Genomic DNA, 26,269 nt, shown 5'->3' with positions numbered 1-26,269 from the left:
TATTTAATTATTATTTAGATGTGCTGATAATGAGCCTAAAAGGCTCATTATCATTATATTGGCTTACATTTTGTCCCATGCATCTTTAATAGCATGTTTGGCTTGTTCCCACTTTAAGCGTGATTCAGCCTTTAATTCTTCCCATTTTACTTTTAGATCACTTTCTGAATCCTCAAATCGTGCATCAGTACCACGCTCATTTCGGGCATGCTGACCTAATTCATAGGCTGAACGAAGATCACGGTCATAATCTACATCAGGAAGTTCTCGTTGGATATCGCCGTAATATGGGCGGTTTGAATAATCTGTACGCCAATCATGCTTGATTGGGTTTTCGTCTTGATGGTCATTGATAGTCATAATGAACTCCAATTCTATCCAACTAAGAATTCAAAAAAAAATTCTTAGTTGGATTTAATTAATGAATGAGTTTTAGAATTTAATAATATTATTCAACATGAAAAAATATTATTTCTGTTGAAAGTGTTGGTCATTTTGCTGGTTTTGGTTCGGTTATTTTTGCTGATTCGGATTTTTTTGCGGTTGGTCTGGTTGCTGTTGCTGTTGTTGCTGATCTGGCTTTTTTTGCGGTTGATTTGGCTGCTGCTGTTGCTGATTTTTCTGCTGTTGATTTTGATTAGTCATTTTACTGAACCTCATAAGATTAGAATTAATCTACATTAATTAATCAGTAGATTTATTATTAATATCATAATTTGTGTTTTAAAAAACATCAGAGGTGTTACATTTTAATTTTTGAGTTAAATTGTGTTTGTTTTAAAAGTTTAGGTATTGATAATAAATGGAAATATATATTTTTTTTTTACAAAAGGCTAACAATGTTTAATTTTATTCTTAATTCAGATTTATATCTTTTTGATTGGAGTTGTGTTTGTAATTTATTGATTTTTTTTTTAATTTTAAAAACAAGAAAAATCCGTGTAGGATATCAACTGAATAACGACAGAAATAATAGCAGTGCTTGTACTTTCAATAAATACAGTTAACAATTTTATAAATTAGATAAAATGCTTTTTCACTAATTTTAAGCACCATATTTTTTTAATTTTAATGAATGTGATTGAAATCACATATAGTGAAATGTTTCTTTATTTCAAATATTATAATTATTTACTTAAATTTTTGTATTTTAAAACTAAATAAACTAAAGGATTACATTTGTTAACGTTTCTTTTCAAAGTTGCTAATTAATTAAGTATAAGTGTCAATTATGTTGGTATAAGTTATTTACCGCGAGAGAATTATAATGCCTACTGCAGTAAAAGAGAGAATTTTAAATTTAATAACCGATGCCCATCAGAAATATTTTGAAATAACACAATTTTTCTTAGATCCATCAGTGTCGCATTCTGAAAAAGAGTTGAAAGCTTATCATTTCCTAGAAAACGAAATACTTCATTTGGATAGTGATTTCTCTGATTTTCCTACTAATGTTGATCAATTGGCAGTCTGGATGCAGAAACAAAATAAAACACAATGCTTGCATTACAAAGAGTACTTAGAAAGGCGTGAAAATGGGAGTGCAAGGGAGTTTTTTGGAACTACAAGTAAAGCTTATGAATTTTTATACAAAGTAGCACCGACCAAACGTGTAGACGGTGCTTGGCTTTATAGCTTTACACAGTACTGGAATGATCCAGCTTTTAGAGACTTTATACAGATATATGTTGAGGAGTTGGGGTTAGGTTCCAGTCAAAGTAACCATGTAAAACTTTTCAATAAATTACTTCTATCACTTGGTCTTCATCAATTTTCAATGAATTTGCCTGATGAATATTATCACCAGTCAGCAATACAATTGGCTTTAGCTTATGCTCCATCAGATTTTATACCCGAGATTGCAGGTTTTAATTTTGGATACGAACAACTACCACTTCATTTACTGATTACAAATTATGAACTTAAAGAGTTAGGTATTGATTCCAAATATTTTAACCTACACATTACAATTGATAACTTTGATAATGGACATGCTCAATTAGCTACAAATGCGATTAAATGTTTAGCCAAACGCTACCCAAATCAATCCGAATTTATTCGTAAATTAAAGATAGGCTTTTTATTGAATAATCGGGGAGTTAGCTCAGTTCAAATAATAAAGAACCTAAATACTGAGCGAGTGGTTCTGGACATTTTCAAGAGCAAAGCTTTGGTTGGAAAGCACATGCATAATGAGAAATGCAAGTTTAATAATAAGTCTGTAAATTCATGGCTATCAGAAGAAGATCAGGTTGAGGAATTCATTATTGAGCTAATAAAAATAGGATGGATTAAGCTTAACGAAGATCCAGAACATAGCCGATTTTGGAAGCTGATCAATGAAGAAGATGGGAAAATGTTTGGAGTTTTCTCTGCTGCAGAAAAAGCTTTTATTTATGATTGGATTGCTGGTGCTAATTTAAGTAGACGCATTAACCCAGTAAATACAGAATATATAAAAAACTTTATAGAACTAAATGATTTTAGTTATTTGTCAGAAAAGGAATTATTGCTCTTACAGCAGCAAATTCAGATATCTGCAAATACTGGGCATAAAATTAGCAAATTGATGCCATATTTAGCTCCACATCAACATCACCAAGAGATTGGTTTATGGGCTACGCAAAAAGTGGTTGAGTATATTTTCCCATTCTTAGGAAGTAATTTTAAATGATAGTAGGCTAACCTATTAATTTATATAAAATAGATGTAGTCTATGACAAATAGATTCCATCTACCTATTTTTACAAGTAAGAAATGAAACACCTTTTATTCAACGGACATTGCGACGGATTCGCGCTTCTTTGAAATTACTTACAAAGAAATAAAAGAGTACGACCAAAATCTAGTCGTACTCTTTATTTTAGAATAATTTAAATAGCTTGCCATTGTTGCTTAACTTCTTCTGAATTTTTAATCAGAACTATTTTGTCATCTTTGACTTCACCAATCCATGCCGTTGGGATCAGATGATGTTGATCATTTTCATCACGAGTCAATTTGAGTTGGTTATCACCTTCGAGATGATCAACTGTTCCGACTTTGGAACCACAAGAAGCAATTACATCTGAATGTTTTTTAATATCTTGAATATTTAAAGTACTCATTTCTTAAACCTCTTTTATAAACTTAACAACACGGAAGCCTTTAAACTACTGCATATTTCCTTATAATTATTGGATTTTAAATAATCCTTACATGATGATTTTATAGATACACCTAAACATACTATTTGGTTAACAATGAAACAAAACGAAATAAATAGTTAAATAACTATGAATAATTATCTTTTTATTACAAATTATCTATTTAAACAAACAGAATATTTCACCTGTTATTTAAATTAATTGACTTGAATTAATATTTTAAGAATGAATAGCAAAATATTTATAAAAAGCTCAACTTTAGAGATATTAAATCGCTTTGAGCATTACTCAGCTGAAGAAAAACTAAATCAACGTCCAATTGTGTTGAAACAGTTGATTCATTCTGTTGGAAGGTTGCCTGAACCTGCTTCGTGGCAAACCTATCAGCGTTGGCAAATTTTTGCTCAGATAGCTGGCTTTGACCTAAGTTTAGCCAAGCTTTTTGAGTCACATTTTGATGCTTTAAGTATTTTGCATGAACTCGGTTATGAAAAAGAAATCGATGAGGAGACATGGGCTGTTTGGGCTGCCGATGGTGGACCAGCGCCGTTACAGGTCAAAAATGGGCTTTGTCATGGAGTTAAGCAGTGGTGTTCAGGTGCTGAATTGATTCATAAAGCATTAATCAGTTTTAAAGATCAACAAGGGAAATCTCAGCTCTGCATTATTGACTTAAACCCATCATCGATCTCGATTGATTCAGCTCACTGGCAAGCTGTAGGCATGCAAGGAACACAGACCGCCAGAGTCAATTTTCAGGAGACCGCAGTCGAGTTTGTTTTTATTTAATAAGCCTTCAGAGGTAAGTCTTTCTAAAATTTGTTGATAGCGCCGTGCAATGTCTCCAAGGGTATAGCTTGAATTAATATCTTCAACATTCACTGAAAAGCCATACTGAGGATCAAACTTGGCTCTGACTTTTACCAAGACATTTAAACCCTTTGAAAGTTCTACACCACTTTCTCTTTCAAACTTAAGCACACATTTTCTGTGCTGTAAATTTCCAAATGGTGCCTTTACAACTTGCTATAACTTTATCGGTGTTTTCATCCTTTTCAGCTAACTCAAGATAGTAATGTCCACCCTTAATATTGAGATTGCGGATCTCAGCTTTCACCCATACAGGCTCATTGAAAGTAATTTGAATTACTTCCTGTACTGTAGATAGGTAATCACTAAGAGAAAACTGAGGTTCAGACATTAGATCAATTATTTTAATTGCTTAAGTGAATAGTATTAAAGCAAAGCTAGAAGTGCAAATTGAGAATATTCTAACTTGACCTTGATCAAGGTATATGTCGTATTTCTGCTATAGTGGACGAAGTTATAGAAATTCACTTAATTACCGCAAAAAGTTCATCATTTGAAGGACTTTTTTTTGTTGCTAGATAATTTGGAATAAAATGTAAATGAGATCTCAATATAAACCGAGTATATTACTTGGTATTAAGTTCTCCATGATAGTTAATATCAGTTTTCTACCTGCACCTTCCCCAAGTTGCAGGTTTTTTTTGCTTCATTTTTTATTCGATTAATGATTTAATTATTTTGTTGTAAATAAAAACGACGATTCCTTGTTTCGGCGCAAAAGACCAAGGGGAAAGCTCTACAGAAATGTAGAGCTTTTTTAATGGTAGCTTAATTTAATCGTATTGGTATGAATTTTAATTTTTCATCAGATACTTAGTAGATAAAGTGCTTTCAGATAATTGCGCTTTTTCGTTTGTGATATAGTTTAATCATTGCTTACAACAATAAGAATAGAAATGAATATCTGTATCGGTGGTGATTTGGATGGCAGGGTAATAGTGCTTGATAAACCATGTTTTAATGCTAAAGAAGTAAACAAGCCAAAATCAATAAACTACATTAAGCAAATGTATGTCATAGATGGTGACGTCTACTATTTTTGGCGTGATGCTGAGCTTAAATTGTGGGAAATTACTCAACGAATAGAGATATTACTAGCAAAGGCTAAGCGAAAATCTATTTAAATGTCCCTGAGAGTAGGTTTTTTATTGTCTTTATCCGTAAAAGAAATTAGTTTAAATTAAACCAATTGTTAAAATAATTATGAGAACGGAAAACAATGAATAGAAAATTTGAACTACATGTGATTAGCCAGATCTATGACTTTTTAGTTGAAAGAGAGGGGTTTACCTCACTAAACCTTGATCGGAAGGTTACGGAGTTTTTTCGGGAAGTACATGTAGGGCAAGAAGAAGATTTTACAATTCTTGAATCAAATAAAATCTCAGGAAACTTTGGCGAAGTTTCCTATATCAATTTATTGAATGTCCCTCATTTCAACGATAAAGATAAATTTCTGAAATGGGCACATAAAGCTTTAAATCTATAAGTTGTAATAACTCAGTGTAATTTGATAGGAATTGTTTCATTATTTAATAAATTCAATTACATAAATAATAATGTGGTTACATTATGAACAGTAATTCATCAGAAGGCGGTTAGATAGATACAAATCACAATGATATGTTTGAATCAAAAGTTCTACACGGATGGAATTAAAGATGAAAATATTAACTTTGGTGGGCATAGGTGTGGTAGCAAGTTTCTGTTTATTGTCAAAGCGTCACACTACTGAAAATTCATTTCATTCAAACTTCGATAAAGTTGTTCGAAATGCTGTCTTACAGGGATTCATATAAATATAGATGCCTAAGACATATACCTTTTAAGTAGTTAAAGGAGGAATAAGATGATCAGATTATTAATGTGTATATTTGGCCTTCATGGTGCTAGAGAGATTGATTACACCAATGACCATAAAGAAATTTGTGTATTCCGCGAGTGCTTGAAGAAAGTCAAGAGTCCTCATGATTAGGTATAATTTCTTTTTATGAAAAGACTGTCTAAAAAACCTGAGCATATAACCTCAAATTGGTCAACCGAGCAAGATAGTTTCTTAATTGAAAATAGTGTTATGGTGATTGAGGAGCTTATTAATCATCTGCCTTTTACTGAAGATGAAATTATTAAGCGTAAAGAGGTACTAGGTCTCACTAGAAGACATAGACAGATGCGTAAATTTTTAAGCAATCCATCTTAAGAGAGTTTTAAGCCTCTATTTTTTAAAATGGATCAGACATAAAAAAAACCGTTCGATATCTATTATTCTCGGAGGTTGTTTCTCTTTTATGAGATGTTGTTATACAACTTTATATACTTAATTAACGTCATAGTTACTTTTATAAAATCTCTTACAAATCAATCCCTGAATAGCCACCGATTTTGGAACTATCCCTATTTAATTATTGGGGATTCTAGATAGCACGTCTGGTGTTACCCCCCTCTCAGACTGGACGAATCGTGTAGCGGATAACTTGAAATATGCTGCTCAGGATAACTAACCACATGTTGCTGTGCATTCTACTTTCGGACTGCACAGCGCATTCGATTTCGACAAAGGTGCACATGTCACTGTTTGTGTGCAGTGTGTTAATTGAGAAAACCCTCTGAGTGAGGGCTGTTTCGAGTAAGCTCTATTATGTTCAATTGACAATAATTTGATGGAAAATTTAAATATTGGGAATTACGCATAAGAGATTTATATTAAATAAAATCAAGTAGATTTGGGAACGTTTGTAAGAAAATAATAACCCTTTGCCCTTGCTTGCAATAATAAATCCTATAGCTTGGTCCAAAAAAGAAACTTAATTCAGAGATACCTTCACTGACTGGTTCAGTATCTCCAAAGTTTCCATTTGCAACCCTATCAATTCGGACCTATATGCGTCTTTTTGACTATTGGTCTTTTAACTTGGTAAGCGCACTCTTTAAACTATTTGAAAAGTATCGCTAAATCAATCAAGGCGGGCGTGGTGTTTGAACCAATCATTGAGCTCATAACACTAGGCGTACCACTGACAGAAATTGCGGGACGTGCACGTGGAGTTGTTAGTGTTGTATCGCTATTTAGATCTATACGGTATAGGACAGAAGCACCATTATTGTTGTTTATTGCCGCTAGAGCCAATCCATTATCACCACCAGCAATATCAAAACCATCATTCAAGCCTAAGTTCACGCCAAGACTACCTAATCTCACCAATGTTCCATCATTGGGTGGAACTTGCTTCGTCAGTAACTGATTGGTCTGATCTAGATTAAATAATTCGGTGCTAAGTGCTGAAATAGGTGTTTGAAAACTGTTGGTATATGCAGCAGCGCTAATCACGGCATTGGTGATCCCATTGATTTTGCCATCTTGAATGGTTTCACCTGTATCGACATTGATTCGCAGATTTTGCCCCGAATTACTGATGACTCTTAAACGGTCAGCCGTTGGATTGAAGTCAACAGCAAACTCTGTACCGTCTAGAGCACTAAAGTTACTACCTGTACCGGCTTTAAGCGCAGTCACAAGTGTTGCAGCACCAGAATTTGGATTAATAGTATACAGGTTTGCTTGGTCAGTTAAACCATATAGCGTATTGGTTTTATCGGTAGCAGTACGTAATCTAAAATCAATACCTACGAATTTTTCATTGACCAATACGCCTGTGATTTTTTGTTCAGTCGTATCATTTGGACGATTGATTTCAAATCGAATTAAAGCATTATTGTTAGTCAGCCCGATTCCTTTTGAGGTGGTATCTTCTGCTCGATTAAGTGCAACCCCACGAATGGAGGTTTGACGATATTCGCTAGGCAAGTCGCTCGTCTCAAAAATAGCGTTACTGGTCGTTCCTACATGAGCAAGATTAACTCTAAATAATTTATATGCACCTGAGACTTGTAATGCGGCAAAACCAATATTATTCATTGGGTCTATATCAAAACCACCGTTATTCGATACATCCTGACCTAAGGGTGCAGAGATACCTAATGTTCCGGCATTTGCATTTTGCAGATAAATGCGATCTGTCGCAGAATCGATACTGTATAATTTTGTACTTGCCGTTCCAGCAAAAGCATTGGTATAAGCTGCGGCACTGACTTCAGTTGTAGCATCACCAACCCGACTGATTTCTCCGTCGGTGATAGTGAGACCTGTATCAACATTGACTCTTAGGTTTTGACCATCTTGACCAATAATTCTTAGACGATCCGCAGCAGGGTTGAAATTCACGCTAAGCGCATCGTGATTGGCAGTAATTTTACTAAAAGCTGCATTACCATCGGTCGTATCTGCTGGATCAGCTGTTATCTTAATGACGAATTTTGCCACGCCAGAGCTTGGATTTAACGTGTAAATATTACCCAACAAACCTACTGCATATAACTTTCCATCACTTGGACGATGGTCCATTCCAACCAGTTGATCCCCAGAAACTAAACCTGAAATTTTAATATTTGAAATCAGTGAACCAGGTTTGTCATGATTGAGTGAACTAATCATACCGTTACTGGTCAGTACCAAGAGATTACCGGTAGCATTTGTTGGAGGAATAGGCTCAGATGAATTTGAATCATTACATCCAACTAATCCGATGCCACCGAGTGCGGTGAGAGTACAGATGAGTGTTTTGAGTTCCATGTATAATTTTCCTTAATTATTGATATTTGATTTCGAAGAACTTTTGATTACACGGTTAAATTTGTAAAACAACTTAGCTTTGCTGAGAAACACGTCGAGGTATATTTAGACTTGAAAAGGATCATTTTCTATTGTTAAGCGTGTAGAATGCATAGAAATGAAGATATTTAAGTTCAATGTTTGTCGCATGTTAATTAACCATATGTCTTTATTGTTTTTTAGTAAATATATGTTTTATGGATATTATTTTGTATTGTTATATCTATTTGGTAATGCTTCACAGATTGTTCACATCAAGTACGAGACTAAATGCAAAATTAAACTGCATTTCAACATCTAGATCTGAATGGCTTTGTTGCATAAAGATTTTAAAGATAGAGCTTTCCTTAGTCGCTCAAATTTAAGTGACAACTTGGGTATGAGGTCGGCCTATTTCTGTAAATTTATTTAAGACCGCTACACGAGCATGAATTTCATTCACCTGACTAGGAAAGCTTCTTGCCATTAATTTATCGCCTAATAATTTGATGCAGTGCATCTTGGTTTCAACCAAACTGCGTCGATGATAGCCTGACCATTTTTTCCATAGTGTCCTGCCTAAAGTTTAACAATACGAAGTAATTCATTTCGCTCTAGCGAATGAACTTTTGTATCCTTCCAAGGCTTCGCATTTTTTCTTGACGGAATCACCGCATGCGCTTGTCGATCTGCAATAACCTGACGGCATTGTTTTGTGTCATAAGCCCCATCTATATAGACTGAATCAATCTGTTCATCTGGTGGAATTTGATCAAGTAAATTACCAAGTACTTGTGAATCACTGACATTATTCGTCGTGAGCTGAACTGCCCGTATTTGCAGCGTTTTAGCATCTATACCAATATGCAGTTTACGCGATTGCCGACGGTATTCAGGTTGATGTTTCTTGCGTTTCCATTCACCTTCACCTAAAAACTTCAGGCCAGTTGAATCTACATGTAGATGTAGTTCACCATGACTTTGCCGATAGCTTATCGCAATATCAATTTGCTTTTGTCTTCTGCAGAGTGTGGAATAATCTGGTGCCGTCCAACTTAAACCACAGAGTTGAATAAGGCTTTGCACAAAGCCCGTGACCAGACGTAAAGAAAGTCGAAATAGAGATTTGATCATCAAACAGCATTGAATTGCTCTATCTGAGTAGGTTTGATTTCGTCCTTGTTTACCTTGAAATTGAGCATACCATTGAGTCTGAGGATCTAACCAAATCGAAATATTTCCACGATTAATTGAAGCTTTATTGTAGGTGGGCCAGTTGGTTGTACGATAGATTTTAGGTATAGACTTATTCATCTCAGAATTATATTGCTGAATCAGAGCTTACGAACAGCTTTGTGCAACAAAGCCCTTTTGATATTTAAAAATATAGGCTTCAGCCAGTAATCAAAACTTAGGTAGCGCCCACCACCGAGTACCAATAAAGCTAACAGCATGACTAAGTAAGTTACTGCAAACTCAATACCATTATTTAAGATGACAAATGATCCACTTGAAGTTAACCAGTCATAATTTCCATACGTCTCTAATATCTGACGAGCCTTTTCTAACTTTTCAGATGAAGCAATCACCTGAGCACTAGCAAATGGCGCATTGGGATCAGCAATTGCTTGCCATCCATTCGGTAAATGTACCGTAACGATAGCAACTAACATGGTGATAATGAGTGGAATGCTGATAAAGCGGGTTAATAAGCCTAACGCTAACAGAATAGCCCCCATAATTTCAGTCGAAGTTGCGAGTGCAGCCAGCAGTGTAGGAAATGGTAGACCTAAACCCCAATCAGTATCACCGAACCATTCGACTGTATCTTGAAAATGGGTAAATTTATTTGTACCCGCCATCCAGAATATCGGAACTAAATAAAGTCTTAGTGCAAGTGCTGCAATACCATCACCATGTTTTATGACACTACAAAATTTTTGGAATTTTTCTGATAAAAGATAGATAACGTTGTTCATGATAAATTCACACCCAATGCGATTGAATAGTCATTAGTCGGGTGATAACGGTATTTCTTACATAATTTTTAATTTGGACTGTAATAAATGTCAGTTTAAGTCGTCTAACAACATGTACCTAAGTACAAACCGAGAAATTATCTTAAAGGAATAGAAAAATGAACAAACTAAACTCAATCACATCAGTCGCAGCACTATTAGCTTTATCTGTAGTTGGTGTAACTCAAGTATCCGCAGCAACAACTACTCATGCGACAGAAACACATGCAAGTAAAGCGGCTGATGGCAAATGTGGTGAAGCTAAGTGTGGTGCAAATAAAATGCATAAACACGAAAAGACCACTGAAGCAAAATGTGGCGCTGATAAAAAAGCAGCAGATGGTAAATGTGGTGCAACCAAGAAAGCAGCAGATGCGAAATGTGGTGCTGATAAAAAAGTTGCTGATGGCAAATGTGGCGCTAAATAGTCAATCAGTTAGAAAATGATGTCGCTATGGATCACATAGTCGGCATCACTTCCAAAATTGGAGTATCACTATGGTTGATTTAGCTGGTGTAGGGCTTGGGCTGAGAAGGGATTTTATAGATGAATTTCTTAGTGCTGAAAAAGCGCCGGACTTTATAGAGATTGCACCTGAAAATTGGATGGGTTTTGGTGGTCGGCATGCAAAGCTATTAGCACGATGCGTAGAAAAAGCACCATTAATATGTCATGGACTATCATTATCGATTGGAGGACCTCATCCGCTCAATATTGAATTTATTCAACAGATTAAAAGTTTCTTAGCAGATTATCATGTCCCGATTTATTCTGAACATTTAAGCTATACATATGATAGTGGCTACTTATACGACTTGATGCCGATTCCAATGACAGAGACTGCGGTCAAATATGTGGCTGAACGTATTTTACGTGTCCAAGATATTTTAGGAAAAAGGTTGGTGGTTGAAAATGTCTCAACCTATTTAATGCCAAATGCTGAGATGAGTGAATCCGATTTTGTTTCTGAAGTACTTCAGCAAGCTGACTGTGAATTACTACTTGATGTGAATAATGTCTATGTAAACAGTATAAATCATGGCAGTGATGGCTACGCTTTTATTCGAGCAATGCCAAAAGAGCGGATTCGTTATATACATATTGCGGGACATGAACAAGTTGAACATGATCTATTGATTGATACGCATGGCGCAGAAGTGTGTGATTCTGTTTGGCAATTACTGCAATATACGTATCAAGTCTGCGGTGTAAAGCCAACCTTACTTGAGCGTGATTTTAATATTCCATCGTGGAAAGCGTTACAAGATGAAATGACCAAAATTACAATAATGCAGCAGGAGGGCGGTAATGAAAATAGAGCAAATATCTTTCCACGCGACGCAGCAGCAGTTTTGTAACTGGATTCGTTCTCCTCAATCTGAATTACCGAAAGCACTTCCTGCGGAAAGAATGCAGATTTATCGAGATTTACTTTTTAATAATGTTTGTTCTTTTATTAACTTGGTTTATCCAGTAACTCGAGCAATCTTGCCTGAGTTAAAGTGGCAAAAGCTATTAAATGAATTCTTTCAAAAAGCGCAATGCGATTCACCGTTTTATAATGATATTTCCCTACAATTTAGAGAGTATCTGACAGACTGTCACCATCCTATTTTAAAAGAATATCCTTGGTTATCTGAGCTCTTACAGTATGAGTGGCTTGAACTCTATTTAGATACCATTGAAATTGCAAAAAAAAAGGTGACTTTGCAGGATAAATGGCAATTAAAAACCCAAGTCTGGGTGCTCGTTTATCAATATCCAGTCTATCAATGGTCGTCACGTATGAGCATTTCTGAAATTGAGCATATGCCGAGTGTCATCATGGTATGGCGAAATGATCAAGATCATATCTGCATAGAAACCTTATCTGCTTTATTTGCAGTGGTCATTGAACAACTCAATCAACAAGAGTTAGTTGAACAAGACATTAAGAATTTAATAAAAGCGACATTCCCTGATTTTTCTAATACCCAGATCCAAACACAGATCTATGGGTTAAAAGAGTTATTAACCCGATTGAAATTGTTAGATGCTCCCAATAACAATGATGAGGAAAAGGGATGAGCGTAGAACCAGCAAATAGGGATGAGGAAATATTGCAACAACTGCAAAGCCCAGCCTTTTTAATCGAACTCAGACAACAAATGTTGAAGTTTGCCATTTTACAATTGTCCTCATTTCAACTTGCTGAAGATGCTGTTCAAGAAGCATTAGCCAGTGCATACCAACATATTAGTTCTTTTACTGGTCGGGCAGCTTTTAAAACATGGGTGTTTGCTATTTTAAAAAACAAAATTATTGATTTAATTCGACAAAAATCTCGTTTGATGACAATGAGCGAGTTGTTTAATGATGAGGAAAGCGAATTAAGTATAGATGCGTTATTTGATGCGTCTGGACATTGGCATAAATATGAAGCACCTCAAGCTTGGCCTAGTCCAGAAGAGATGTTGGAGCAACATGATTTTTGGATCATTTTTAATGCCTGTTTGAATCACTTACCAGCCAAATATGCACAAGTTTTTATGCTTAGAGAAATGATTGAACTGAGTTCAGATGAAATTTGTGAAAAGCTCGGAATTACTGTTACTAACTTAAATGTACTTATGTATAGAAGTCGAACAAGATTACGTGAATGCTTAGAAAATAAATGGTTATTGAAGGAGGATTGCTCATGCTAACGTGTCTCCAAGCCACCCAATTATTATCTGAAAGATTAGACAGACCCCTTCTGTTTCTAGAACAGACTAATTTACAAATTCATTTGTTGGCATGCCGTTCATGTCGTCGTTATGGAAAGCAAGTCAAAACACTTAGTCAGCTTTCCAAAGAGTTTAAAAATTTTGATGAGGGTAAGTAGCTCGTATCTGCTTTTTCCAAATACAAAGTCCTCAGGCTAAGTTGATGTGAGTAATATAAAATAACTATTAATTCGATTTTGAGAATTTGTACGTGAATGCTTATGTTTGTTTTATAAAATCTATTTTTTTTAAAGGAAAATATTTTATATCAGTTTCTTTATTTGTGATTATTCTGTACATTTATTAGTCAAATTTGCGTTGTGAAGAGGGCGGTATGTATAACTTTTCTGTAAGTGATTTAGACCAAATAATTGAAAACACACTGAAAGAAAATAAAAAGATCAGTAAAGTATTGATGGGATATAAGCTATTTCATGAGTTAATGAATGATCCTAAGTTTCATGCAGAAGTGACCAATTCAGCGTTAAGTGCGACGAAAAGAAAATATAAGCGTTTAAAAATCAAAATCACGACGGATGAATACCAGCTTCACTTTGAGTAAAATCATCTACTTGAATAAAAAAATTTGAAGTCTAAGTGCAATATTAAAATTAAGAGTACCCACTTTTCTACTGTGAAAAAATTCGATAAGATAATAATCCATTATTTTTTTGTGCTCTATATGCGCCCCCGAATACGTAAGTTCTTACATTCCTTTTATTCAACACCAAATTCAAAAGTTCTTGAGATGAAATATAACTTAAGTAGTTATAGTGATTTGGACTTACTCAAAAAAATTCAAAAATCTAGCTGCCAAAATCTTAGAGCAGCCATTTGCAGCATCCTTTATGAGCGTGGTTATACCCCTGCTGAAATCACGCTATTAACCAATGAATAGCCTTAACGTAAAGGCCATCCATGCTGAACTGTTAAAATTACAAATATTTTACTTAGAGCTGCAGATCTTTAGTGTTGATCCCAAAAGCTTTTCTCCATGCCTGAGGGCTGGTGCTATATTTTTCACGAAAATTTTTTCTAAATGACACTGTATTATTAAAACCTGAAAGCTCGGTTATCTTTTCAATCGACAAGTTTGTCGTTTCTAAGAGTTCACAACTTAATCTGATTCTTTCAGTATTCAGCCAATCGACTAAGGTCATACCTGTAGCCTTCTTAAAATGCCGTGTGAACGTCCTACGTGTCATATGTGTTCGTTCAGCTAGGCTTTCAATATTATGTTGTACAGCTAAATTCGTTCTTAAAAAATCAAGTAATAGGTTAATTTGTGCATCTTGGCTCGATTCTGCTACTGGCTGTTCAATAAACTGAGCTTGCCCACCTTCACGGTGAGGCGGAATTACCATTACTCTAGAGACTCTATTCGCAATTTGTGCATTATAGATTTCACGTACCAAGTACAAACAGCAGTCTAACGCTGCGCCTGTTCCAGCAGAGGTTACGATCCTTTGGTCTTCTACATACAAGGCATCATGATCAAGCTGAACCTGTGGAAATCGCTCACTGAAATCTTGTTCAGCCATCCAGTGCGTAGCTGCTTTTTTATGGTCAAGTAAGCCAGCATATGCTAATGCATAAGTTCCATAGCATAACCCTACAATTCTAATTCCAGTCTGATATGCACAATTTAGGGCATCGATAAGTACTTGTTCAGGCTCGTGATTAAAATCATCCCACCCAGGAATAATAATAAGATCCGACTCTTTAATAAGTTCGATCCCACCATCAGGCATAATCACCATGGATTGTTCTGTTTTTACAGGCTGGCCATCTATAGAAAAAATTTTAAGGTCAAATAAGGACTTATCTTCAATTTGGATATTGAAGATAATGTGGGGAATAGAGAAGTGAAATGGATTTATATTGGGATAGACGAACAATCCAATCACTGGTATAGCCATTCAACCAACCTCTCTAAAATAATGAATATAGCATATTGTCCCAATAGTTTCGATGATTGTCCTTAAGGACAGTTTTTTTGTTTGATGATTTCTATCATGATCCAAGTATGACTAAATGATTGGATCTGTAACATGAATCAAATTTTAAGTAGTTCTCTTATTACACTCTCTCTGGCAATGGCTTCAGTCAATTTATATGCGAATGATAAAGTAGTTCAGCGAGATACCTCTAAAGTGACGCATATACAAGAAATTCGCAATGCAACGATTAAAGTAACCTATGCTGATACAACTTTTTTAATTGACCCAATGTTTGCGAAAAAAGGCTTCTATGAAGGCTTTCCTGATACTCATCGTAGCTATTTACGTAACCCATTAGTCGATTTGCCCATCAAGCCTGAAACGATTTTAGAAGGTGTAGATGCGGTGATCGTGACCCATACACATTTAGATCATTGGGATGATGCAGCACAAGCGACTATTCCAAAAAATATGCCTTTGTTTGTACAGAATAAAGAAGACCAAAAAGTCATCCAGTCACAGGGTTTTAAAGATGTTCGTGTATTAACACAAACAACGTTTGAAGGCATTAAACTCACTAAAATTGGTGGTCAACACGGTACTGATGCTATGTACCGTATTCCTAAACTCAAAGCTGGATTAGGTGAAGCAATGGGTATGGTATTTGAAGCTAATGGCCATGAAACGGTTTATGTGGCTGGTGATACCATTTGGCGTCCTGAAGTTGATCAAGCAATTCAATCTTTTAAACCGGATGTGATTGTATTAAATACAGGTAACGCTTTAGTTAATGGCTTTAAAGAATCCATTATTATGGGCAAAGAAGATACTTACCGAGCAACTCAGAAAGCGCCAAATGCCAAAGTTATTGCTGTTCACATGGATGCCATTAACCACATGTCGGTAACACGTGCTCAGCTTGCAGAATATGTAAAAGACAAAGGAATCCAAGATAAGGTTTTAATTCCTATCGATGGTGAAACGCTTTCTTTCTAAAGTAACTTAAAGAAGTGGAATGCTCCCACTTCTTTAAAATCCTAAGTAGAGCAAAATAAATGTTAGTTAAATAAAGGAAAAGATATGTCAAAATCAGCTTTATTAGTGATCGACTTACAAAATGAATATCTACCTACAGGTAAATTACCATTGGTAAATATTGAACAAGCTGCTGCTAATGCAGTGAAAGTAATTACGAAAGCACGTCAAGACGGTACTCAAGTGATTCATGTCCAGCATATTGCGAATGCTGAATCGCCTATATTTCAACCTGACTCAATTGGTATTGAATTTCAGGACACAGTTAAGCCACAAGCAGATGAAACTGTGGTCATTAAAAATCACATCAACGCGTTCTTAAATACGAATCTCAAAGAAATTTTAGATAGCAATCACGTGACTGAGCTAGTCGTGATTGGTGCTATGAGCCATATGTGTGTTGATGCTGCTGTTCGTGCTGCTTCTGACTTTGGTTATAAGGTAAGGGTTATTCATGATGCTTGTGCAACGCTAGACCTAGAATTTAATGGCGTTAAAGTACCTGCTGGTCATGTTCATGCAACATTAATGGCCGCTTTTGAATTTGCATATGCTCAAGTGATATCAACTGAAGATTATGTTAGCTAAAGATTAAGATTTTCTAAAATTAACTTTATGCTAAATCTAAAATTAGACAATAAAAAGCCTGATTATTTATCAGGCTTTTTATTGTCTGCTCATTGTGCTGGACAAAATGGTAATGCTTTAAAGTAAAATATGGAATTGCATATATGTTTATTCATATATAAATATATGTAAAGATTCGATTGAGTTTTAGCAAATGACTGCTACTCCAAAAGTGAAGATCTATCACAATCCTGAATGTGGTACATCACGTAATACATTGGCATTAATTCGTAATGCCAATATTGAACCTGAAGTGATTGAGTACCTTGTAACACCTCCATCTAAAAATGAACTGATTCAAATGATCGCGGATGCAGGTTTAACGGTGCGAGAGGCGATTCGTAAGAATGTTGATCCATATATAGATTTAGGAATTGACAATGAAGACTGGACCGAAGACCAATTATTGTGCTTTATGCTTCAGTATCCAATTTTAATTAACCGTCCATTCGTGGTCACTGAACGAGGAACTCGTTTAAGTCGTCCTTCTGAAATTGTGCTGGAGATTTTGCCTTTACCGCAAAAGGGTGCTTTCACTAAAGAAGACGGTGAGCAAGTGATTGATGCGAATGGGCAGAGATTGAAATAAAAATTTCATGGATATATGTGAATATTGATATATCCATATGTTTGAGTGAGTAAAAATATGGATCAAATCAATTTCTTTAAATGTTTGGCTGATGAAACGCGATTCAACATTGTTATGTTGGTTCTTGGGAATAATGAACAGTGTGTTTGTGATTTGACTGAAAAATTACAGCTGAGCCAACCCAAGATTTCACGGCATTTAGCCTTACTGCGTTCTTCGGGTCTCTTACAAGATCGACGTCAAGGGCAATGGGTTTATTACAGTCTCAATCCCAATTTACCCACTTGGTGCGTAGACGTACTTAACACCCTTAACAATACCGATATACAGCCAAAAGTTGCACCATCCTTTCAGCAAATCAATAGTTATTGCGAGTAGTAAAAATATGAAATTTCTTTTTTTATGTACTGGAAATAGTTGCCGTAGCATCCTGTCAGAAGTGCTGTTTAATAGTCGTGCGCCTGAAGGGTGGAAAGCTTACAGTGCAGGTAGCAAACCATCTGGACAGGTGCATCCATTGACCATTGAAACTCTGGAAAACTTAGGTCTTTCAACCGAAGGTTTGTGGAGTAAAACCATTGATGACTGCGAACAATACCAACCTGACGTTGTGATTACCGTCTGTGATTCGGCAGCTCAAGAAGCATGCCCGCTGTATTTAGGTGGTGCAATTAAAGCACATTGGGGTTTGGTCGATCCTTCACATTTGGATTTACCGAAAGAAGAAAAGCTCAAAGCATTCCAAGTCACTGTTGATCATATCAACCGTCGCTTAGACGCTTTATTGGCACTCGATACAGCGCATATGTCTCGCCCAGATTTGATTGCCGCAATCAATCAAATTTCGCATATTGAATGAGAACATCATGGCTCAACAAAGATTATCTTTTTTAGATCGTAACCTGACGCTATGGATTTTTATTGCTATGGCGTTGGGAATTGCGATAGGCGTGTTCTTTCCGCAAGCTTCTGTCGCTTTGGACAAAATGAGTGTGGATTCAGTCAATATCCCGATTGCGATTGCGATTGCGATTGCGATTGCGATTGGTTTGATTTTGATGATGTACCCACCATTAGCCAAAGTGGATTATGCAGCGCTACCACAAGTGTTTAAAGACAAAAAAACCTTAACTTTGTCTTTGGTGCAGAACTGGCTGATAGCACCTGTTCTGATGTTTGCCTTAGCCATCATTTTTCTACACAGCTATCCAGAGTATATGACAGGCTTAATCCTGATAGGACTGGCTCGTTGTATTGCGATGGTCTTGGTGTGGAACGGTTTGGCCTGTGGGGATAACCAATATGTTGCTGCATTGGTGGCATTTAACAGTATCTTCCAAATTTTATTTTTCAGTACCTATGCTTGGTTGTTCTTGACCTTCTTACCACCTTATTTTGGTGTTGCAGGGCAAGTGATCAATGTCGATTTCTGGACGATTACCCATGCGGTACTGGTGTATTTGGGAATTCCATTTTTCCTTGGCTTTATGACGCGATTCACTCTAGTGAAAGCTAAAGGTCTGGATTGGTATCAAAATGTCTTCTTACCTAAGATCAGTCCACTGAGTTTGTTGGCTTTATTATTCACGATTGTGGCGATGTTTAGTCTCAAAGGGAACGACGTAGTGAGCTTACCGATGGATGTCTTGCGTATTGCGATTCCATTGACCATTTACTTTATCGTGATGTTCTTCATCAGCTTCTTCATGAGCAAATGGATGGGGAACGATTATCCTAAAACCACAGCCATTTCTTTTACTGCTGCGGGAAATAATTTTGAATTGGCGCTGGCCGTCGCGATTGCGACTTTTGGTTTAGCTTCACCTGTGGCGTTTACTACTGTAATTGGTCCACTGGTTGAAGTACCAGTGCTGATTGCTTTAGTCAGTGTGTCTTTGTGGCTTAGAAAAAAGTTTTTTAAAGCAGAGGTGTAATTTCTATGACTCTCCCAAATGTAGATATGAATCTCTTGGATCAACCGACTTTAGAAAAAGTACAGGCCAAAGCGCTAGATCATCCACCGCGTATTTTACTGCTGTATGGTTCTAACCGTGAGCGTTCATACAGCCGATTGGCGGTGATGGAAGCAGGGCGTATCTTGGAGCAGTTTGGTGCCGAAGTAAAAATTTTTCATCCTAAAGGTCTACCTTTACCTGAAGATGTGGACATTGAGCATCCAAAGGTTAAAGAATTGCATGATTTACTCGCTTGGGCAGAAGGGATGGTGTGGTGTTCACCTGAGCGTCATGGCTCTATGAGTTCAATCTTTAAATCGCAAATTGACTGGATACCATTGGCAGGTGGTGCAATTCGTGCAACCCAAGGCAAGACTTTGGCGCTCATGCAAGTCAGTGGTGGATCGCAGTCCTTTAACAGTTTAAATCAGATGCGTATTCTAGGTCGTTGGATGCGGATGATCACCATTCCAAACCAATCGTCTATTCCCAAAGCTTTTTTAGAGTTTGAAGATGATGGACGGATGAAACCTTCAGCCTTCTATGATCGGATTGTGGATGTGATGGAAGAATTATATAAATTCACCCTACTCACCCGCGGGCAAAGTCAGTACCTCACAAATCGTTATTCAGAGCGCAAAGAGTCTGCTGAAGAATTATCCAAGCGTGTCAATCAACGTAGTTTATAAACTCTAGGTGATCAGAAATGCAAAAGAGACATTCTAAATTTGTGATCTTAGGTTCAGGACCTGCGGGTTATAGTGCTGCTGTGTATGCCGCACGTGCAAACTTAAAACCGACATTAATTGCGGGGTTACAACTTGGTGGTCAATTAACCACGACCACTGAGGTAGATAATTGGCCGGGCGACCCAGAAGGTTTAACTGGTCCCGCACTTATGGAGCGAATGCAAGTCCATGCTGAACGCTTTGGCACAGAGATTGTGTATGACCACATCAATGAAGTCGATTTAAGCGTCCGTCCATTTGTACTTAAAGGCGACATGGAAGAGTTCACCTGTGATGCACTGATTATTGCCACAGGTGCGACAGCACAATACTTGGGTCTTGAATCTGAAGCTAAATTCATGGGTCAAGGTGTCAGTGCATGTGCAACTTGTGATGGTTTCTTCTATAAGAACCAAAAAGTCATGGTCGTTGGTGGTGGTAACACAGCAGTTGAAGAAGCGCTTTATCTTTCTAATATTGCAGAACATGTCACCTTAGTTCACCGTAGAGATAGTTTACGTTCAGAGAAAATTCTACAAGATCAACTTTTTGGCAAAGAAAAAGAAGGCAAAATTAGTATTCTTTGGAACAATCAAGTTGATGAAGTTTTGGGTGATAATACTGGTGTCACGTCAGTCCGCTTGAAGTCAACTTTGGACGAAAGCATACAAGACGTTGAAGTTCATGGCTTATTTCTTGCTATTGGTCACAAACCAAATACAGGTATGTTTGACGGTCAACTCAACCTACGTGATGGCTACATTCAAGTACAAAGTGGTACTTCAGGCAATGCAACAGCAACTTCTGTGGCAGGGGTATTTGCTGCGGGTGACGTTGCGGACAGCATTTATCGCCAAGCAATTACTTCGGCAGGCTCAGGCTGTATGGCAGCTTTGGATGCCGAAAAGTATCTTGCTCAATTGATCAATTGATCAATTGAGCAATTGAAAGGCTCATTTAAACGCTTGAAAATTGCATGAAATACGCCCAGTCTGTTGAGCGGACTGGGCGTTATTTTGATTATGACAAGGCTTTGTTGCACAAAGATTTAAAAGACAGAACTCTGCTCACTTGAGCAGAACTCAAGTGAGAATTTGGGTATGAGGACGACCTAATTCTGTAAATTTATTCAATACAGCTATGCGTGCATGAATCTCACTTACCTGACTAAGAAAACTCCTTGCTGTTAATTTATCGCCCAATAATTTGATGGAATGCATCTTGGTTTCGACCAAACTTCGACGATGATAACCTGACCATTTTTTCCAAAGCGTTCTTCCTAAACGTTTCACTGTTTTTAGTAATTCATTCCGCTCTAAAGATCTCAATTTCTGATCTTTCCATGGTTTTGCATTTTTTCTTGGCGGAATGACCGCATATGCATCTCGATCTAAAATGACTTGTCTGCAGTGCTTCGTGTCATAAGCACCATCGGTATAGACTGAGTCAATTCGTTCATCTAAAGGAATTTGAGCAAGTAAATCACCGAGTACTTGCGAATCACTTACATTATTTGTAGTAAGTTGTACTGCACGTATTTGCAGCGTTTCAGCAGCAATACCAATATGCAGCTTACGCCATTGGCGACGATATTCAGGTCCATGTTTTTTACATTTCCATTCACCTTCACCTAGAAACTTCAAGTCAGTTGAGTCCACAAGTAGATGTAACCCATCGCTACTTTTTTGATAGCTAATCGCAATATCAATATGTTTTTGTCTTCGACAAAGCGTGCTGTAATCTGGCGCAGTCCAATTTAATCCACACAGTTTAATCAGACTTTAAACAAAACCCGTGACCATTCGTAAAGAGAGTCTGAATAAGGATTTGATCATTAAACAGCATTGAATAGCGGTATCAGAGTAAGTTTGATTTCTAACTTGTTTGCCGTGTGATTGTGCATACCATTGAGTGTTTGGATCAAACCAAATGGAAATATTACCCCGGTTAATGAGGGCACGATTGTAGGAAGACCAGTTAGTTGTACGATAGATTTTAGGAGTAGGCTTATTCATATTGAAATTATAGGACTGAATAAACCTTCTAGGCTAGGTTTGTGCAACAAAGCCCATCTACTATAGGAACTGAACCGCTTATAGATATTGCTTTATTACTTAATAAGTTTTAGTTTTGAAGTAACATTATTTGTAGATTTTAACTTTTAGCTAAAATCTACAATTTAACATTCTTCTAGTGAGTAGTATTTAAAAATTAGGTTATTCAGTTCAACTGGCTTCGTGTAAAAATATCCTTGCAAGAGATCACAATTTTGATAATGAAGTATTTTTGCTTGTTCTAGTGTTTCTACTCCTTCTGCAACAACCTCAAGATTAAGCTGATGAGCTAAATGAATTATAGATTGAACTATAGATGCATCTTGAGAATTATTTGTCAAATTATCTATAAACTCACGATCTAATTTAATTTGATTAATTGGTAATCGACGTAAATAGCTAAGACTTGAATAACCTGTTCCAAAATCATCAATTGAAACTTTTACTCCTAGCTCACGAACTGACTTTAATATCTCAATTGCTCTATCTGCACCATTAATAATCACGCCTTCTGTAATTTCGATTTTAAGAAGATTAGCTGGTAGTTTACTTTTAATCAGTACACTTTCCAAGCAACTAAGGAAATTACTGCGACCGAATTGAAGAGGAGAAATATTGACAGAGACCGAAATTGTAGCGTTATTTTTTCCATTTATATGGGCAATATCAAAACACGCTTGTTCAAGAACCCACTGACCAATTGCGACAATTTGACCAGTTCTTTCGGCTAATGGAATGAAAGTATCAGGAAAAATAAAGCCTTTTTGAGGATGATGCCAGCGAATCAGTGCTTCTACACTGTGAACTTTTCCTGTTCGTGGATCCACCAAAGGTTGATAAAATAATCTAAATTGTTTTTCCTTTAGTGCAGTCATAAGTTCTAATCGCAAAAGAGCATAATCTTTCTCTGGGAAAAATTTGTTTGGATTTCTTTTATATAAATACCACGTGTTTCTTCCTTGTTTTTTTGCTTCTTTCAGGGCATTCATGGATTCATATAATAGCTCTGAAGAATATCGAGTATTAGAGTTTCTTACGGCAATTCCAATGCTAGCTGTTAAATGTAGAGTTTTATTTTCAATCTGAAAGTTTTGAGAAATAAGGTCAAGTATACTTTCTGCCAAAGTAACTAATTGGTTATGATTTTTCGATTTTTTTACTAACAAAATAAATTTATCTTCAATATATCGACTCAGTAAACCATCTTTTTTTAATAAGTCCTGTAAACGTGAGCCGATATCTCTAATTATTTTATCACCGATCAAATAGCCTAGACTTTCATTCATAGATCTAAAATCATCAAGATCAATGTAAAATAATGCCAGACTAGCTGGGGATTGATTTTTTTGTTCAAATTCTTTTTCTAAAAATTTATCAAATGTTCTCTGATTTGGCAAACCAGTGATTGAGTCACGGGTATGTTGATACTTAATATAACTTCTGTTCTTTTCATCCTCAGTTATATCTTCAATATTACCTAAGAAGTGAGTACAAATATTATTTTGATCGAATACAGGTCCAAACATTAAACGACACCAAAACCAAGTTCCATTTCTACGGTACTTTTTTAATTTCACTGTTGTTTCTTTTAGTTCCTTTATTCCTGTTTTGATTTTTTCTACCTGAATTAAATCAGTTTCAGGTCCTGACAAGAAGTTATAACTTTTGCCTAAAATTTCTTCTGGGCTATATCCAGTTATAGATGTAAATGAGGGGTTAACAAAAACTATTTCTAAATTATCAGAGATGTCAGTTATGAAGATCCCATTTGGACTCGCATCTACTCCGCGCTTTAATAAGCGCAGGCTTTCTTCATTTTTTAAACGTGTAGAAATATCACGTGCGATGGCAAATACACCAGTGACTTTTTGATTTTGAATAATGGGTAAATTTGTAAGATCAAGCCAAATGAGTTTGCCAGAAGCATGATATGCAGGAATTTTATAATGTTTAGCAATACCTTTTAATGCATCTTTAAATGCTAAGTTAATAAGTTTATGATATTTAGTTGGTATAAAAGTCCAAAAATGTTTTCCTAATATCTGTTTTTCTGAGAATCCAAGAATTTTATTACAAGTAATATTTGAATTTAAAATATAACCATTAAGGTCAATTTCAATAATTAAATCAGGATGATGCGTATAAAAAGAGCTATATTTTTCATTAATAGCTAGTCTCTGTTTGTATTCATTTTCTCTTTCAATTGCTAACGCAATTAATGATACCGCTTGATTTATAAATTCAAAGTGCTCTGATCTGGGCGTCTTCTCTTCACGATAGTAGGTGCCAAAAGTTCCATATAAGATACCTTTAGCACTTATAATAGGTACAGACCAACAACTAATAATATTTTCTTCTCTAACAAACTCTAAATAATTTTTCCAATTAGGATCAAGTATCAAATTACGACTAATAATAGTTTTTCTAGAAAAAGCAGCTGTACCACAAGATCCATTCTTATCCTTAACTTTTAAAGGACTGATTGAACGACAATATTTAGAAGAAAAGTGATGTTCCCCATTTACAAGTGTTAATGTTTGCTCCACTTCTGAATAAAGCATAATTGTGACTAAAGCATCTGTAATATTTGATTCAAGCCAAGAACATATCGAGTTAAGTATAAGTTGAAGATCTGTACTTTTATCAATAGAATTTAAAACATACTCAATATTTAGCTTTCTAAGATCACTCTTCACTTTTCAGACCCTCCTTGGCTCCAATACATTTTATGCGAAATAAAAGTAATTTTTTATTTAATTTAAGTATCAATAGTCTATATTGAAAAACATTGTAAAGTAAAAACAACTTTATGAAAAATATGTTTTTTTTGTGTATATTAATTTAGCTGCTTTTATATGTTTTTTAATTTTGATATAAGAATGTATGTTTAGGATCAAAAGTTTCACCGAAAGATGGCTAGTATACAACCAAGGACTACTTTAATGAATAAACAAAAGTTTAAAAATTTTGAAGATGCAGGAAGAGAAATTTTAAATTTTTTACATCAGAGGTTTGGATTTGACTTATGTATGATTACTCGGGTAGAAGGTGATGATTGGATAGTATTACAAACAGAAGACCATGGATACCATATTAAACCAGGTCAAGTTTTCAAATGGGCTGATTCATTTTGTTGCCATATGGTTAAAGGAAATGGTCCAAAAATTGCTCCTGCCTCAGAAAAAATTGAACTATATGCAAGTGCACCAATTAATAATCAGGTAAGTATTAAATCATATATTGGCCAACCTATAACTAATGAGGATGGTAGCTTATTTGGAACATTATGTGCTATTCACCCTCAAACAAAATCTGAAAATATAAGTCAAGATATAGCTATAATAGAATTATTAGGAGATTTACTTAGTAGAATACTTCAAGCTGAATTACGTCAATTTAAGCATATTAATGAGTTTAAAAGTTTAAGAAAAAAAGTATTTAAAGATGATTTGACTGGTCTGTACAATAGAAGAGCTTGGGAAGAATTCTTAGAAAAGGAAGAAGAGCGATGTAAACGGTATGGCCATCCAGCAGCAATTTTTTTTATTGATATAAACGATTTGAAACAAGTTAATGATAGTTTGGGGCATTCGGCTGGCGATCATTTAATACAGTGCGCTGCAAATGTGCTTGTGAATACAGTGCGCAGTAATGATATTATTGCTAGATTAGGTGGAGATGAATTTGTAATATTAAGTATGGAAAACAACTCAGTAGGGGCTGAAATACTTTTAAAAAGAATTCTAGATGCTTTTTGTGAGGTTGATATTAGTATAGCTATTGGTTTTTCAATGAGAGTCCCAAATAAAGGTTTATTATTTGCAGCAGAACAAGCTGATAAAAAAATGTATATGCATAAGAAAAAATTAAAGTCTAAATTAATTTTTTAATATAACGTAAATATTTACTTTACT

Annotated in this window: 27 protein-coding genes and 5 pseudogenes; 21 read left to right on the top strand and 11 right to left on the bottom strand. The window is 35.7% G+C overall.

Features of this window, described 5'->3' with window-relative positions; all coding sequences use genetic code 11:
- Positions 1–63: 63 nt before the first annotated feature.
- Positions 64–360, bottom strand: coding sequence for a hypothetical protein (locus tag F946_RS09590; protein ID WP_004981674.1), 297 nt, complete (start codon positions 358–360; stop codon positions 64–66).
- Positions 361–513: 153 nt separating this feature from the next.
- The gene (locus tag F946_RS17485) at positions 514–645 is read right to left on the bottom strand and encodes a hypothetical protein (RefSeq protein ID WP_004981672.1); all 132 of its coding nucleotides are present in this window, start codon (positions 643–645) and stop codon (positions 514–516) included.
- 622 nt (positions 646–1,267) lie between these two features.
- On the opposite strand from F946_RS17485, the gene F946_RS09585 reads away from it, so the two are divergent.
- Positions 1,268–2,674 (top strand): iron-containing redox enzyme family protein, encoded by a 1,407-nt coding sequence (locus F946_RS09585; protein ID WP_004981668.1) that lies wholly within the window; start codon positions 1,268–1,270, stop codon positions 2,672–2,674.
- 199 nt (positions 2,675–2,873) lie between these two features.
- On the opposite strand, the gene F946_RS09580 is transcribed toward F946_RS09585, so the two are convergent.
- Entirely contained in the window at positions 2,874–3,107 is a 234-nt protein-coding gene (locus F946_RS09580) for a DUF2171 domain-containing protein (RefSeq protein WP_004981666.1), read from the bottom strand.
- 264 nt (positions 3,108–3,371) lie between these two features.
- On the opposite strand from F946_RS09580, the pseudogene F946_RS09575 reads away from it, so the two are divergent.
- Positions 3,372–3,926: pseudogene (locus tag F946_RS09575) on the top strand (acyl-CoA dehydrogenase); the annotation flags it as partial.
- Here F946_RS09575 and F946_RS17050 read toward each other — a convergent pair.
- A pseudogene (locus F946_RS17050) lies at positions 3,918–4,347 on the bottom strand (exodeoxyribonuclease VII large subunit); the annotation flags it as partial. The pseudogenes F946_RS09575 and F946_RS17050 sit on opposite strands and share 9 nt — an antisense overlap.
- 565 nt (positions 4,348–4,912) lie before the next feature.
- Between F946_RS17050 and F946_RS09565 the strand changes: the two are divergent.
- The 3 genes from F946_RS09565 to F946_RS17045 all read left to right on the top strand — a co-directional run bounded on the left by F946_RS09565 (position 4,913) and on the right by F946_RS17045 (position 6,216).
- Positions 4,913–5,140 carry a hypothetical protein gene (locus F946_RS09565; RefSeq protein ID WP_035326671.1) on the top strand — a complete coding sequence of 76 codons (228 nt, stop codon included), beginning with the start codon at positions 4,913–4,915 and terminating at the stop codon, positions 5,138–5,140.
- A 95-nt stretch (positions 5,141–5,235) separates the two neighbouring features.
- The gene (locus F946_RS09560; RefSeq protein WP_004981656.1) at positions 5,236–5,505 is read left to right on the top strand and encodes a hypothetical protein; all 270 of its coding nucleotides are present in this window, start codon (positions 5,236–5,238) and stop codon (positions 5,503–5,505) included.
- A 501-nt stretch (positions 5,506–6,006) separates the two neighbouring features.
- A complete protein-coding gene (locus F946_RS17045; RefSeq protein WP_004981654.1) occupies positions 6,007–6,216 on the top strand; it encodes a hypothetical protein in 210 nt (69 codons plus the stop codon).
- Positions 6,217–6,752: 536 nt separating this feature from the next.
- Here F946_RS17045 and F946_RS17530 read toward each other — a convergent pair.
- From F946_RS17530 to F946_RS09545, 4 genes and pseudogenes are all read right to left on the bottom strand, one after another.
- Positions 6,753–6,932: pseudogene (locus F946_RS17530) on the bottom strand (type II toxin-antitoxin system RelE/ParE family toxin); the annotation flags it as partial.
- A gap of 16 nt (positions 6,933–6,948) precedes the next feature.
- A complete protein-coding gene (locus tag F946_RS09555) occupies positions 6,949–8,646 on the bottom strand; it encodes a DUF4394 domain-containing protein (protein WP_004981653.1) in 1,698 nt (565 codons plus the stop codon).
- 400 nt (positions 8,647–9,046) lie between these two features.
- A pseudogene (locus F946_RS09550) lies at positions 9,047–9,978 on the bottom strand (IS5 family transposase).
- A 20-nt stretch (positions 9,979–9,998) separates the two neighbouring features.
- Positions 9,999–10,643, bottom strand: a complete 645-nt coding sequence (locus F946_RS09545) for an HvfX family Cu-binding RiPP maturation protein (RefSeq protein WP_004981648.1) — start codon at positions 10,641–10,643, stop codon at positions 9,999–10,001.
- A 158-nt stretch (positions 10,644–10,801) separates the two neighbouring features.
- Here F946_RS09545 and F946_RS09540 point away from each other — a divergent pair, with 158 nt between their 5' ends.
- The 7 genes from F946_RS09540 to F946_RS17180 all read left to right on the top strand — a co-directional run bounded on the left by F946_RS09540 (position 10,802) and on the right by F946_RS17180 (position 14,325).
- Positions 10,802–11,110, top strand: a complete 309-nt coding sequence (locus tag F946_RS09540) for an HvfA family oxazolone/thioamide-modified RiPP metallophore (RefSeq protein WP_004981646.1) — start codon at positions 10,802–10,804, stop codon at positions 11,108–11,110.
- A 70-nt stretch (positions 11,111–11,180) separates the two neighbouring features.
- Positions 11,181–12,041 carry an HvfB family MNIO-type RiPP peptide maturase gene (locus tag F946_RS09535; RefSeq protein WP_004981644.1) on the top strand — a complete coding sequence of 287 codons (861 nt, stop codon included), beginning with the start codon at positions 11,181–11,183 and terminating at the stop codon, positions 12,039–12,041.
- Positions 11,992–12,750 (top strand): HvfC family RiPP maturation protein, encoded by a 759-nt coding sequence (locus tag F946_RS09530; RefSeq protein WP_004981642.1) that lies wholly within the window; start codon positions 11,992–11,994, stop codon positions 12,748–12,750. Before F946_RS09535 ends, F946_RS09530 begins: the two co-directional genes overlap by 50 nt.
- Complete coding sequence (locus F946_RS09525; RefSeq protein WP_004981640.1) at positions 12,747–13,367, top strand: RNA polymerase factor sigma-70; 621 nt, start codon at positions 12,747–12,749, stop codon at positions 13,365–13,367. Before F946_RS09530 ends, F946_RS09525 begins: the two co-directional genes overlap by 4 nt.
- On the top strand, positions 13,361–13,546 hold the full coding sequence (locus F946_RS09520; RefSeq protein WP_004981638.1) for a zf-HC2 domain-containing protein: 186 nt from the start codon (positions 13,361–13,363) through the stop codon (positions 13,544–13,546). The genes F946_RS09525 and F946_RS09520 overlap by 7 nt, the downstream gene beginning before the upstream one ends.
- A 215-nt stretch (positions 13,547–13,761) precedes the next feature.
- Positions 13,762–13,989, top strand: coding sequence for a hypothetical protein (locus F946_RS09515; protein ID WP_004981635.1), 228 nt, complete (start codon positions 13,762–13,764; stop codon positions 13,987–13,989).
- A 186-nt stretch (positions 13,990–14,175) separates the two neighbouring features.
- Positions 14,176–14,325 (top strand): hypothetical protein, encoded by a 150-nt coding sequence (locus F946_RS17180; RefSeq protein WP_155118243.1) that lies wholly within the window; start codon positions 14,176–14,178, stop codon positions 14,323–14,325.
- A gap of 52 nt (positions 14,326–14,377) precedes the next feature.
- On the opposite strand, the gene F946_RS09510 is transcribed toward F946_RS17180, so the two are convergent.
- Positions 14,378–15,346 (bottom strand): GlxA family transcriptional regulator, encoded by a 969-nt coding sequence (locus F946_RS09510; RefSeq protein ID WP_004981631.1) that lies wholly within the window; start codon positions 15,344–15,346, stop codon positions 14,378–14,380.
- Positions 15,347–15,478: 132 nt separating this feature from the next.
- Here F946_RS09510 and F946_RS09505 point away from each other — a divergent pair, with 132 nt between their 5' ends.
- The 8 genes from F946_RS09505 (at position 15,479) to trxB (ending at position 21,233) form a co-directional block, all read left to right on the top strand.
- Positions 15,479–16,363 carry an MBL fold metallo-hydrolase gene (locus tag F946_RS09505; RefSeq protein ID WP_004981629.1) on the top strand — a complete coding sequence of 295 codons (885 nt, stop codon included), beginning with the start codon at positions 15,479–15,481 and terminating at the stop codon, positions 16,361–16,363.
- An 84-nt stretch (positions 16,364–16,447) separates the two neighbouring features.
- Positions 16,448–16,990 (top strand): cysteine hydrolase family protein, encoded by a 543-nt coding sequence (locus F946_RS09500; protein ID WP_004981626.1) that lies wholly within the window; start codon positions 16,448–16,450, stop codon positions 16,988–16,990.
- 193 nt (positions 16,991–17,183) lie between these two features.
- A complete protein-coding gene (gene arsC, locus F946_RS09495) occupies positions 17,184–17,618 on the top strand; it encodes an arsenate reductase (glutaredoxin) (protein ID WP_004981624.1) in 435 nt (144 codons plus the stop codon).
- A 57-nt stretch (positions 17,619–17,675) separates the two neighbouring features.
- Positions 17,676–17,996, top strand: coding sequence for a metalloregulator ArsR/SmtB family transcription factor (locus F946_RS09490; protein WP_004981615.1), 321 nt, complete (start codon positions 17,676–17,678; stop codon positions 17,994–17,996).
- 7 nt (positions 17,997–18,003) lie between these two features.
- Positions 18,004–18,477 (top strand): arsenate reductase ArsC, encoded by a 474-nt coding sequence (locus F946_RS09485; RefSeq protein WP_004981612.1) that lies wholly within the window; start codon positions 18,004–18,006, stop codon positions 18,475–18,477.
- Between the two features lie 7 nt (positions 18,478–18,484).
- Positions 18,485–19,552 carry an ACR3 family arsenite efflux transporter gene (arsB, locus tag F946_RS09480; protein WP_004981610.1) on the top strand — a complete coding sequence of 356 codons (1,068 nt, stop codon included), beginning with the start codon at positions 18,485–18,487 and terminating at the stop codon, positions 19,550–19,552.
- Between the two features lie 5 nt (positions 19,553–19,557).
- Entirely contained in the window at positions 19,558–20,262 is a 705-nt protein-coding gene (gene arsH / locus F946_RS09475) for an arsenical resistance protein ArsH (RefSeq protein WP_004981607.1), read from the top strand.
- Positions 20,263–20,279: 17 nt separating this feature from the next.
- The gene (gene trxB / locus F946_RS09470) at positions 20,280–21,233 is read left to right on the top strand and encodes a thioredoxin-disulfide reductase (protein ID WP_004981603.1); all 954 of its coding nucleotides are present in this window, start codon (positions 20,280–20,282) and stop codon (positions 21,231–21,233) included.
- A 150-nt stretch (positions 21,234–21,383) separates the two neighbouring features.
- Here trxB and F946_RS09465 read toward each other — a convergent pair.
- Positions 21,384–22,316, bottom strand: a pseudogene (locus tag F946_RS09465) (IS5 family transposase).
- 164 nt (positions 22,317–22,480) lie between these two features.
- Positions 22,481–25,051, bottom strand: a complete 2,571-nt coding sequence (locus F946_RS09460; protein WP_004981593.1) for a bifunctional diguanylate cyclase/phosphodiesterase — start codon at positions 25,049–25,051, stop codon at positions 22,481–22,483.
- Between the two features lie 246 nt (positions 25,052–25,297).
- On the opposite strand from F946_RS09460, the gene F946_RS09455 reads away from it, so the two are divergent.
- Positions 25,298–26,245 carry a sensor domain-containing diguanylate cyclase gene (locus F946_RS09455; protein WP_004981592.1) on the top strand — a complete coding sequence of 316 codons (948 nt, stop codon included), beginning with the start codon at positions 25,298–25,300 and terminating at the stop codon, positions 26,243–26,245.
- The last annotated feature ends 24 nt before the right edge of the window (positions 26,246–26,269 follow it).

Origin of the sequence: Acinetobacter johnsonii ANC 3681, from assembly GCF_000368805.1 — a bacterium.
GTDB lineage: Bacteria > Pseudomonadota > Gammaproteobacteria > Pseudomonadales > Moraxellaceae > Acinetobacter > Acinetobacter johnsonii.
The sequence above is the reverse complement of the archived record's forward strand: the minus strand, read 5'-3'. Positions and strand labels throughout refer to the sequence as shown.